We start from the raw sequence: 11,288 nt of genomic DNA, 5'->3' as shown, positions 1-11,288 counted from the left end.
GAAAAAGCAAAGGAACGGTATAAAATAGAAGCGAAAAACGGAGAGTTAAAAAACGCACATGGATTTGGAAGGGCAATATCTTACGGGATAAATAACATGGAAATGCAAGCTGCCATAGCTTTATTCACCGTAAATGTTAAAAGGATCTTGAAACTGGCCCGGGTATAATCAAAAACTGGTAGAAAATCGTTGAAAATCATCAAAATTAGTTCGGTATAGGCTTCAATAGAGAAATTTTAAAAGCTAGTGGCGAAAAAAAAGAAAGCGGCTAAGTCACTCTTGTCAATGACTTAGTCGCTTTCAAAATTTTACCTTCAGTTTTAGCTACTTTTTCAGTGGCCTCCTGATTAAGTGGTTATTTTTTTTTAGGAGGTTCTCAGTTTGATGATTCCCGAAGCGTGGAGTATTTTTACGATCGGGTAAGTGGGATCAAATTCGTACCATTTTACCGCAAAGTTCGGTCGGTTTGGAAGTTTGTGGTGGTTGTTTTGAAAAAGCTCTCCCAACATCAAAACATCGAGCAACAGGCTGTTTTTGGATTTATCGTTATTGTCAAAATTTGCATATCCATATTTATGTCCACTCCAATTGACGATGGCTCCGTGAACCGGACCCATCATAAAATGAATGGGGAGCAAGAAATACATCCACCAATGGGTCCCAGCCAATTCGAAAACCGAAATGCTCAACACATATATTGTTACATAAAATGCGATCCATCCCAATCTGGATACCATGGAATCGGCAATGAGGTCAAATTTATTCCAATCTGGAACATCCTTTGAAAACCTTTCTTCAGGTTTCAGTCTGAAAGAAAAATACTCATTGTAAATGTTCTTGGTCTTCCACATCATGGTAAAAAGATTTTCGGTATGATGGGGGCTATGGGGATCTTTTGGAGTGTCACTGTAGGCATGATGCATCCTGTGCAGGATCGCATAGGCTCGGGGAGACAAATAGGAGCTCCCTTGACAAACCCATGTGAAAAAGTAAAAAAATCTTTCCCAAAATTTGCTCATGTAGAACATTTGGTGGGCAGCATATCGATGTAGGAAGAAACTTTGGCTGAAGAGGGAGAAATACCAATGCAGCAGGAAGAAGACGATTAGAATCACGTGGGTAATTTGTTTGTTTGATATACCAAAGGTAATGTCAAAATATCATAAAATTAAATCCAACACAAAAAATCAGTCACAGCCTGACATATATCAGCTTTTTCAAATTGGTTTTTCTTAATTTTACATATTGAAAAGGTAGTTCATTTTTCTTACACATTCTTTAACCGAAATATAATGGCTTCATCGAGCAGCGCTTTGAATATCGTTTTACAATTGATCTTGGGTGGTGTTGCAGTTTTGCTGACAAGCTATTTACTTCCAGGGGTGCATGTTGCGGATTTTTTCACAGGAATAGTAATAGCGGCATTGATTGCCTTATTGAACATCACGATCAAACCCATATTGATCATTTTGACGATCCCGATCACCATTGTTACCTTAGGTCTTTTTCTATTGGTCATCAATGCACTTTTGATCTTGATCGCAGCGGTCATTGTACCTGGGTTTTCTGTGGATGGATTTTGGTGGGCATTGTTGTTTGGTTTGATTTTGGCCATCATCAATTCACTTTTGGGAGTGTCTTTGGGCGGGAATAACAAGTGGATTTGATGTTAGGATCTTTTGGGGATGTTTTGGTCTCGAATTCTTTGGTAGGCTGTTAATTTACCAGACGCGTCTTTGGCGAAATGCTTTTGATTGGATTTTGGCACATTCACCACCAAGACATCGAATTCCTCAGGGGTGTTATTTTCTCCCCCAAAGTTTCCTTCATAGACTTCAATGCCAAATAAAACAGGTGGATGGCAATATTCCAGAGATGATTTTTCGATCATGTAAATTTCTTCTTCGGCATCGATCTTAGTTATTCTTTTTTTGTCTGAAATCCCCACGATAATTTGGCCACCCTGTGTGTTCGCAAAGGAGACAAGCGTTTTGGCGATTTTTGACAAGCTGGATATGTTTTGCTTGAAGTCCAGTATTTCACTTTCGGACTGTTTTAAAATTTGTTTGATAAACTCATTATCTTTTTTTGGGATAATCATTTTTTTTATGTTAATTATTTAAAAATTAATCAGTTGTGAAGAGATTGGTTTTGTGATACGGTTTTTCCGTTTTTAAATTAGCTTAATCCGTTGTAAGTTGTCTCCATGAACCCGTTATTTTAAGCTATGAACTATCCAAATGAAGGTTTTGCCCCTGAAACCATCGAGGCTTTAAAAAAAGAACTTAAAGCCAGCAAGAAAATATTTAAAATTGTACCTGGAGAGGAAAACAACGACGAATTTGTCAACTTCTACTTCATTGGCGTCTTTGAAGGAAAAGAGGTCATTTATGATGCTGCTTTGTATACGCTTAGGCTGCATCACTCTTCAGAAATATATGAATTGGCGGAACACGAGGCAGCAAAAAAATTCCCGAATTTCAAAGGAATCCACTATGAGGAAGACGAAAATGGAAACCTTAAGCCATTAAGCAGTGAAGATGAGGAAATTGGTTGGTTTATTACCGAAATCATCATGGAACTGGAGGAAGAAGAAACCGTGAAAGTCCAGGAATTCATCGATTTGGATACCAACCATGATTTTGGAATAGGCCTCGATGCTGCGTTAAACGTGGAGTACATCGATGAAGAAGTAATTTCCAAATTCGTGAAGGAATTCAATGATGACACCATTGAACTTGACGACACCTTATATGCCTTTCAATCCGAAGAGGAAGATGTGGACGATGAAGATTAATTCATTTGAAGATTTAATCTTTTAAGGAACAAAATTCAAAAGCGCTTGTTAAAACACAGGCGCTTTTTTTCTTCCTATGCTAAAAATATCTTGGTCACCTATTTATTTTCACCCACTACCACAAGGGCACAGGTTCCCGATGGAAAAGTACAACTTGCTTCCCGAGCAACTCCTATACGAAGGGACGGTAAGTCAATTTAATTTTTTTGAACCCACTTTAATTGAGGAAAAGTGGATCACCAAAACACATGACCCAGATTATTTTGGTAAGCTCAAAAATCTTTCACTGAGCAAATCGGAAATTCGAAAAACGGGTTTTCCATTGAGCCAAGAATTGATCGACAGAGAAATCACTATATTAAGTGGTTCTGTCCAAGCTTCTCTTTTTGCCTTGGAATACGGAATAGCCATGAATATCGCAGGAGGGACCCATCATGCTTTTTCGGGCAGGGGCGAGGGCTTTTGCTTGCTGAATGACATTGCCATTTCGGCAAATTATCTTTTGGAGAATGCGCTGGCAAAAAAAATATTGGTCGTGGATCTAGATGTGCATCAAGGGAACGGGACGGCTGAGATATTCAAAAACCAAAAACAAGTATTTACCTTTAGTATGCATGGTGCATCCAACTATCCCATGCATAAAGAAAAATCAGATTTGGATATCGGCCTTCCTGATCATACCGATGATATAAATTATATCAAGACATTAAGGAACAGTCTTCAACCGATCCTGGATAATTTCCAGCCAGATTTCATCATTTACCAATGCGGAGTGGACGTTTTGGCAACAGATAAATTGGGCCGTTTGGGGTTGAGTATTGCAGGATGTAAAGAAAGAGACCAGATAGTTTTGACCTTGGCCAAAGAAAGCGGGATTCCGATCTTGTGCTGCATGGGAGGTGGATATTCGGAAAAGATCAGCCATATCATTGAGGCGCATGCCAATACCTACAGGTTGGCACAGGATATCTTCTTTTGAAATTGGTTGTTTTGCTTTTGGGACGAAAACTCATCGATTCTCCTAAGAAAAAACAGACTAAATCCGATTCCCGTTGAGGTGTGAAAAATTTCTCTTTTGATGCTTATCGTTTGAAAAAGTCTAAAATACTTAACCTTATCAATCAATTTTAATGTCGATGCCCTCGGGATGTCAAGTAAAAACTGAATTAACGGATTTTAACATATAGGTATCAAAATTCAATTTGTGAATTAAATACTTTGTTTATATTTGCCCCAAGTTGAAAAAATAAGAAAAAAAACGTGAAAAAATTAGCTAAAGTATTTGGCCTTTTGGCCGTAGTTTCATTATCGTTCTATTCCTGCGGCAAGCCAGGTGACTCTTCAACTGCCGAAAACGGTACAGAGAGTAAATCACAAGTTAGTGGCAGCGACCTTAAAATCGCCTATATATTGACAGACAGTGTGATCGCCAACTATGAATTTTTCAAGAAACGTTCAGGGGAAATCACTGAAAAGGGCAGGAAATTTGAATCAGAATTGGGTACACGTGCCAAAGGATTTGAGCAGGAAGTCGCTAATTTCCAACAAACAGCTACAACCATGACCATGAACCAAGCGAAAGCAAAGGAAGAGGATTTGGTTAAAAAAGAAAGAAACCTTATGACGTACAGGGACAACTTGATGCAGGAGCTTTCCGCAGACGAGTCTAAACTTTACAGTGATGTTTACGATCAAATCCAAGAATTCTTGGCGGAATACGCGGAAGACAAGGACCTTGAATTTATATTTTCCAATACACGAGGCGGCGCTATTTGGTACTCCAAAAAAGCGTTTGACATCACAGAAGAGGTGACTGAGGCATTGAATAAAAAATTCAATTCTACACCAAAGACAGCAACAGATAGTATTGCCAAATAAATTTAATTTTATACGACACGAAAAAAGCCCGATTAAATCTCGGGCTTTTTTCGTGTCGTATAAATTGGTACTTTTGACCCAAATTAAAACAAAGGATTCATGAAAATCACTGAATTTTTAAAACACAATTACAGACATTTTAATGCAGCCGCATTGATAGATGCTGCTGATGGCTACAAAGCCCACATGGACAATAACGGTAAAATGATGATCACGCTTGCTGGGGCCATGTCCACGGCAGAGCTAGGGATTTCATTGGCCGAAATGATCCGACAAGACAAGGTTCAAATCATCACCTGCACCGGTGCTAATCTTGAAGAAGATGTGTTCAACCTGGTTGCCCATGATTATTACGAAAGAATCCCGAATTATCGAGATCTTTCTCCTGAACAGGAACAAGATTTGGTAGAACGTCACATGAACAGGGTTACAGACACCTGTATTCCAGAAATGGAAGCCATGAGAAGGATTGAAAATGTAATTCTTGAAGAATGGGTTCAAGCCGATCAAGCCGGAGAAAGTTACTTCCCACACGAATTTTTCTATAAAATCCTTTTGTCGGGCAAGTTGGATGCGTCCTTTCAGATTGATCCCAAAGACAGTTGGATTTTGGAAGCAGCCAAAAAGAACCTTCCGATAATTGTACCGGGATGGGAAGATTCTACGTTGGGAAATATGTTTGCAGGCCATGTTATTACAGGTGATGTCAAGAATGTCCATACCGTTAAAACCGGTATTCAATACATGATGTTTTTGGCAGATTGGTATACCAAAAATGCTACAGAGGACAGTACTGTTGGCTTTTTCCAAATAGGAGGAGGCATCGCAGGTGATTTCCCAATCTGTGTGGTACCGATGCTTCATCAGGACTTGCAGAGGACAAATGTTCCATTATGGGGATATTTCTGTCAGATCTCGGATTCGACAACTTCCTATGGTTCTTATTCCGGCGCAGTGCCGAATGAGAAAATTACTTGGGGGAAATTGGGGATAGCCACACCCAAGTTTATTATAGAATCAGATGCAACCATTGTTGCACCGCTTATTTTCGCGATTGTCTTGGATCAATAAGAATGAAATTGAAAAATAAATTTATTTCCTTTAAAGCAAGTGGGTTCTTCCTGCTTGCTTTTTCACTTTTTTCCAATGGGCATGCCCAGCAAATTGAGCCTCTTAAAGTATTGAATTCCCCATATGATGAGCAGCATCCTGTTTTTTCCCTCCAGGATGAATTGTTTTTTAGCGTTGGTTTTCATCCCCAAAATATCGGAGGTCCAACGGATTCGGGTGATATCTGGATGGGGAAAAAAAATGAATCCGGCCAATGGGAAAAACCCATTAGAATAAACGGCCTTTCAACCGGGGGAAATGATGTAGTCGTTGGTTTTACCGATGCCTTGAGCATCTTGGTTTACCACCATGGAAATGGTAAAAAGCAGGGCATTCACCAATATTCTCGATTCGGAAGTTCTTGGAATTACGTGAGGCAGTTGGACATGGGCAACTTCAAGAATTCAGGATCCCATTTTAGTGGAAGGCTGAGCAAGTCTGGCGAGGTGATGGTGATGTCTATGGCATCTTTTGGATCCTATGGTAACGAGGATATTTATGTAAGCATCAAGCTATCCGATAACAAGTGGTCTTCTCCGGTAAATCTTGGCCCCAAGATCAATACCCAAAACCAGGAAATGACGCCTTACCTTTCCGAGGATGGACAAACCCTTTATTTTTCCTCCAACTCATCTGAAAAAAATCGAGGACGAGACATTTATTATTCCCACAGAATTGGGGAAGGTTGGGACAATTGGGCAGCCCCTAAACCGCTTGTTTTGGCAAACTCCAAAGGTTCAGAAATGGGGTACACGAAAATGGCTTCGGATGATAAAATGGCAGTGTTCACTTCCACCCAAAACAGTGCAGGTTTTGGTGATCTCATGGTCATCAATTTTGAGGAATTTGAAAAGCCTGCAGCATTGGCCGAAATATTCCCTGAGGTAAAAACTGTTGTCACGCAAGAGGAAATAGTTGAAGAAAAGATCATTGAGAAAATTGTTGAAGCAGAACCAGACAGTGTTTTGAATAACGTGACTTTGGGGAAGGTGGTGGAGACAAAAGCTTTAGTCATCGAAAAAAATCCCTCAACAAAATTGGATTCCATTAGTATTCCCGAAAAACCTATCACCAAAATGGGGATTATAAAAATATTGGATATCAATACTTTGGAACAAATTGATTATAGTATTACTTTAATCAATGTAAGGGGTTTGAAAAAAGTACTAATGAAGCAAGATGAAATCCGGGAATGGATGGAAGATGCCTCTTGGAACAATGTTTTGGTGACGAGCAAAGGCTATCTTCCGCAGGAATTTGAAATGGCCGAATGGAAAATGTTGAGCGATGAACCAGTATTGATGCGTCCCGCAAAACCTGGGGTAAATATTGTCTTGGATAACATTCAGTTCAATAGAGGAACTTCTGAATTTGCAGATGCCAAATCTATTCAGATATTGGACAATCTTGTCGAATTTCTTGTCGAGAATCCAGAGATCAAAATCAGATTGGAGGGACACACTGACAGTGCCGGAGACCCAATGTTGAACAAGGAATTATCGCTCAGTAGGGCTTCGAAAATCCGAGGTTACTTTACTCTTCATGGTGTCAATTTTGAAAGAGTAAGAGTATCGGGCTGGGGAGGAACGCGCCCGGTAGCAAGCAACGAAACCGAGGAGGGACGAATGCGCAATAGGCGAGTTGAGATGCTTATCGAAAAATAAATTGAAATCTTTGAGAAAAACCCGATTGTAGATTAAAAATCTACAATCGGGTTTTTCTTTTTCCCGCAATTTCTATCCCATTTTTATTATTGGCAAAGCCTCAACCCGAAATATGCATGCCATTTCCTTATAAGGGTAGAAACCGTAAGAAAATCAGAGATAGTACCAATTTGATGAAGTGAAAAATAGTTAACCATCAACTGGTTATGAACCATTTTTAGGCTAGAGTTGAATGGGGAATGCATAAAACGGGTCAATGCCCGAGAAAAAACGGGTTAAACCCGAAATATGCATTCCGATTCCTAATAAGGGTTGAAACCGCAAGAAAATCAAACTGTTCGGAGAATAAGGCGCATTACCGATAGGGTATAATCAAAAGTAGAAGTCAACTGGCTGATTGTCAATAAATTTGAAGTTGGAGTATAAATATCAATACATAACACGGGTTCAATTAGGCTTATCCAATATCAAGCAGACACCGAAGATTCTCGATTGATAAAATCTTCCTCCAATATATTTTGGGGTATCTTTTGGTCCACGAATAAAACAAGAAAGCCACCAACGGCACAAAGTGTCATCATGAGTACCATGGGAAATGCAGTACCTGTATGAAAAATACTGACGGCTGCTGAAACCAATCCACCAATCGCCATACGCATACTACCAAGCATCGCTGATGCGCTCCCCGCATTTTTCAAAAAGGGTTCAAGGGAAAGTGCGGCTGCATTTGGAGAGTTCAAACCATGCCCTGTCAAAAACACAAACATCAATAAAATAAGAGGTATGACAGTAAACCATTCGTTCCAAACGCCAACCAAGATAATCAATCCGATGACGGTCTGATAGCCCATAGAAACAATGATGATCTGTTGGCTTGAATATTTTCTGAGTAAAATATGATTCAATTGCGTAGAGCCGATGATGGCGAATGCGAGAAAGGCAAAAAGCCATCCATATTCTTGCTCAGAAAGTCCATAATTGTTCATAAATACATCTGCGGACCCTGCGATATATGCAAATGGAGCCGCTCCTGCGATGCCACCGGCAAGCATGTACACCAAAAACTTGCGATTTTGCAATACTGAAATGTAGTTTTTTACCACTTTATCAGGGCGAAGGGAAATGGCTGGATCAGGAAGTGCACCTTTAGGCAAGAAAAAAACTGTTGCGATAAAGATTACTGTGGCTATGATTGCCAAAATGATGAATACCAAATGCCAATTGAAATGTGAAGTCACATAACCTCCAACCGTTGGAGCCACCATCGGAGAAATCGCGATCACCAAAGTCAAAAGGGAAAGGACCTGCGCTGTCTTATTGATGGGGAAAATATCCCTTACAATTGCCTGCGCCGCTACCATTCCCACACATCCACCAATTGCTTGAATGAAACGCATCAATATCAAGTTTTCGACGGATTGGCTGAGGGCGCATCCAAGAGAAGCGAGGATGTAAATAACCAAACCATAAAACAAGGGTTTTTTTCTTCCATACTTGTCCAATAGAGGTCCGTAAAAGAGTTGTCCAATGGCAATTCCAATCAAATAGCCGGTTAGAGACAACTGAACATTGGATATGGAGGTATTGAGGTCTCTGGCAATGGCCGGAAAACCAGGGAGGTACATGTCAATTGAAAAAGGGCTAATGGTACATAAAGCACCCAAAATCAAAACGACTGAAAAATATTGTTTTTTATTGACTTGTTTTTCTGAAATATGCATGGAATATTGGCAACTGTAATTTCACCAAACATCTTTCATTGTTAATGAGTTCGAAATAAATCCTTCATTTCTTTGCAAATAATTGAATGAATGAATCTTGATTTTGGTTTTCTTCCAAATTGGAAGGGTTTACCTAATCTTATACTTTAAGTTTAAAATAAATAAGTATGTTTGAATACAATCCAGAGAAGCATTATCCAAGTCAAACGGAAAGCAGGACAGTCATCCGCTTTCAGGATTGTGACCCACTTCAGCATCTCAACAATGCAAAATATTTCGACTATTTCTTCAATGCAAGAGAGGATCAAGTCCCAAAACTCTATGGAGTAGAAATGATGGATTTTATCAGAAAATACAAAGCTGCTTGGGTAATCTACAACCACAACATTTCTTATGTAAAACCTGCAAAAGTAGGGGAGTGGGTAAGAATCATGAGCAGGATTCTATGGTTCAATCAAAATACAGTAGTCTTGGAATATTACATGACAGATGATTCGGAAAAGGAATTGAAGACGCTGCTTTGGACCACGATGCGCTATGTGAGTATCGCCGATGGCAAGTCCACTGATCATACAGGATCAATCTTGGATTTTCTTAAGGCCACCTCAGAAAATGTTGATATCAAGGACATGTTGATTACAGAGCGGGTTAAATTTCTAAAAGGAAAACTTTCAGAAAAGTAAATACTTCAGATTCCTTGCCCGAAACAGAACAGAACCTGTACATCAGCGAACAGGTTCTGTTTTTAATTCATTTGAAATCAATTTATTACAAAATTTATTTTTATATTATTTCAATTTTTTCTCTGCTTTAACGCAACCTTTTTTAAAGGAGTGGAATCTCTTTTTTTAATCAAAAATTGTTCGGAATCGGAGCAAATTCTTGTCCGCATGTATCACTATGAATCAATTCTTTGAGATTCAAAAATTGAATTTAAATCTCAAAAAAAGAAATTTTGAATTATTTGAGTGTTCAAATCAGATCGTAATAACTCAAATATTTTTTCTGGTACAAATCCTGAATAAGGACCAAGTATCAAACTAAAACACAGAAAATCATGAAAACCCTACTTACACTCGCTCTCGCTTTTAGCCTAGGAGCTACAAGCTTGGCAAACGCAGCAAACGAAAATATCACAGCATTGTCCTCTGTGATTGCAAAAAACAACAAGGTAGTCGTCCACTTAAAACAAGGGCTGGGAAAAGTTAGATTGGCAATTCTCGATCCAAAAGGCAAACAGCTACATCTGCAAACGATCAGGGTCAAAAAAAATGATGTCAATGTTCCCTATGACCTTTCGGCACTCCCAATTGGAGAGTATCAAGTGTACATAGAAAGCAATCTGAATGAAAAAGGTGCTGAAGAAAACCTCGTTTACAGAGTAGAAACTACCAAGCAACCCATCGCTTTGCCCTTAATGGCCTATGGCAAAAGTTTAGACGATAGTACAATACGATTGGCAGTGATAGGTTTGGAAATTCCAGGGGTAACAGTGGAAATCATAGACGGCCAAGGAAAAAAGGTATTTAAGGAGGAAATAGCCCAACCTGAGGGTTTTACAAAAATCTATCACCTAGACAATTTAACCACGAAAGACATCCATCTGAGAGTGACTGACGCAAAAGGCAGAACCAAAACACTCTATTTCTAAGTATTTTTGATTTAATCTTTTGGTTCCAAAAAAGTCCCATCCAATCTGGAGAGGACTTTTTTTGCTTTGGTTCAATAGAAAGAAGTTTAACCCAAATTCTAAGACATCGAAAAAGTAACGAAAAGCAGCTAACTTGATTAATTTAGATGGAAATATGTATTCTGTTTCCTAATAGGGAATGAAACTGCAAGAAAATCAGACCATTTGAAGAAAAAGGTGTAGTACCTATAGGATGAAGTAAAAGCTATAAACAAAGACTGATTATAAAGCTATTTCCGTAAGGAGTCGAATTGGGAATGGATCACACGAATTTAAATAATAACCTTCCTATGAGTGTCCAAGTTATAATAGATGATACTTAAGATATTTTCCAGATTATTCATCTCTTCGAAACCAAATGTAAATTGGTATTTGCGTAAGTAATTAGGAAATCGAAAGTATAAATGATTTTATTTTCGTAGTTTTCC

The 11,288-nt window shown here is 38.9% G+C and carries 12 protein-coding genes; 9 read left to right on the top strand and 3 right to left on the bottom strand.

Annotation, left to right across the window (positions count from 1 at the left end):
- The coding region (locus tag F824_RS27370) for a transposase (protein WP_394358305.1) at nucleotides 1-168 on the top strand (168 nt) is incomplete at its 5' end.
- A 197-nt stretch (nucleotides 169-365) separates the two neighbouring features.
- On the opposite strand, the gene F824_RS0123340 is transcribed toward F824_RS27370, so the two are convergent.
- Complete coding sequence (locus tag F824_RS0123340) at nucleotides 366-1,115, bottom strand: acyl-CoA desaturase (RefSeq protein ID WP_026333888.1); 750 nt, start codon at nucleotides 1,113-1,115, stop codon at nucleotides 366-368.
- Nucleotides 1,116-1,292: 177 nt separating this feature from the next.
- Between F824_RS0123340 and F824_RS0123335 the strand changes: the two genes are divergently transcribed.
- Nucleotides 1,293-1,667, top strand: a complete 375-nt coding sequence (locus F824_RS0123335; RefSeq protein WP_019600363.1) for a phage holin family protein — start codon at nucleotides 1,293-1,295, stop codon at nucleotides 1,665-1,667.
- A 2-nt stretch (nucleotides 1,668-1,669) separates the two neighbouring features.
- On the opposite strand, the gene F824_RS0123330 is transcribed toward F824_RS0123335, so the two are convergent.
- Nucleotides 1,670-2,101, bottom strand: a complete 432-nt coding sequence (locus F824_RS0123330) for an AlbA family DNA-binding domain-containing protein (RefSeq protein ID WP_019600362.1) — start codon at nucleotides 2,099-2,101, stop codon at nucleotides 1,670-1,672.
- Between the two features lie 126 nt (nucleotides 2,102-2,227).
- Between F824_RS0123330 and F824_RS0123325 the strand changes: the two genes are divergently transcribed.
- The 5 genes from F824_RS0123325 to F824_RS0123305 all read left to right on the top strand — a co-directional run bounded on the left by F824_RS0123325 (nucleotide 2,228) and on the right by F824_RS0123305 (nucleotide 7,449).
- Complete coding sequence (locus tag F824_RS0123325; RefSeq protein WP_019600361.1) at nucleotides 2,228-2,797, top strand: hypothetical protein; 570 nt, start codon at nucleotides 2,228-2,230, stop codon at nucleotides 2,795-2,797.
- Nucleotides 2,798-2,873: 76 nt separating this feature from the next.
- The gene (locus F824_RS0123320; protein ID WP_026333887.1) at nucleotides 2,874-3,776 is read left to right on the top strand and encodes a histone deacetylase family protein; all 903 of its coding nucleotides are present in this window, start codon (nucleotides 2,874-2,876) and stop codon (nucleotides 3,774-3,776) included.
- 281 nt (nucleotides 3,777-4,057) lie between these two features.
- Nucleotides 4,058-4,675: an OmpH family outer membrane protein gene (locus tag F824_RS0123315; RefSeq protein ID WP_019600359.1), complete on the top strand. Its 618-nt coding sequence runs from the start codon at nucleotides 4,058-4,060 to the stop codon at nucleotides 4,673-4,675.
- Nucleotides 4,676-4,774: 99 nt separating this feature from the next.
- Nucleotides 4,775-5,746, top strand: coding sequence for a deoxyhypusine synthase family protein (locus F824_RS0123310; RefSeq protein ID WP_019600358.1), 972 nt, complete (start codon nucleotides 4,775-4,777; stop codon nucleotides 5,744-5,746).
- 2 nt (nucleotides 5,747-5,748) lie between these two features.
- The gene (locus tag F824_RS0123305) at nucleotides 5,749-7,449 is read left to right on the top strand and encodes an OmpA family protein (RefSeq protein ID WP_019600357.1); all 1,701 of its coding nucleotides are present in this window, start codon (nucleotides 5,749-5,751) and stop codon (nucleotides 7,447-7,449) included.
- A 467-nt stretch (nucleotides 7,450-7,916) separates the two neighbouring features.
- Here F824_RS0123305 and F824_RS0123300 read toward each other — a convergent pair whose 3' ends face one another.
- Nucleotides 7,917-9,170: a multidrug effflux MFS transporter gene (locus tag F824_RS0123300; RefSeq protein WP_019600356.1), complete on the bottom strand. Its 1,254-nt coding sequence runs from the start codon at nucleotides 9,168-9,170 to the stop codon at nucleotides 7,917-7,919.
- Nucleotides 9,171-9,337: 167 nt separating this feature from the next.
- On the opposite strand from F824_RS0123300, the gene F824_RS0123295 reads away from it, so the two are divergent.
- Complete coding sequence (locus F824_RS0123295; protein ID WP_019600355.1) at nucleotides 9,338-9,853, top strand: acyl-CoA thioesterase; 516 nt, start codon at nucleotides 9,338-9,340, stop codon at nucleotides 9,851-9,853.
- Between the two features lie 374 nt (nucleotides 9,854-10,227).
- The gene (locus F824_RS0123285) at nucleotides 10,228-10,821 is read left to right on the top strand and encodes a hypothetical protein (protein ID WP_026333886.1); all 594 of its coding nucleotides are present in this window, start codon (nucleotides 10,228-10,230) and stop codon (nucleotides 10,819-10,821) included.
- Nucleotides 10,822-11,288: the final 467 nt, after the last annotated feature.

It is taken from the genome of Rhodonellum psychrophilum GCM71 = DSM 17998 (genome assembly GCF_000381545.1).
GTDB classification, from domain to species: domain Bacteria; phylum Bacteroidota; class Bacteroidia; order Cytophagales; family Cyclobacteriaceae; genus Rhodonellum; species Rhodonellum psychrophilum.
The sequence above is the reverse complement of the archived record's forward strand: the minus strand, read 5'-3'. Positions and strand labels throughout refer to the sequence as shown.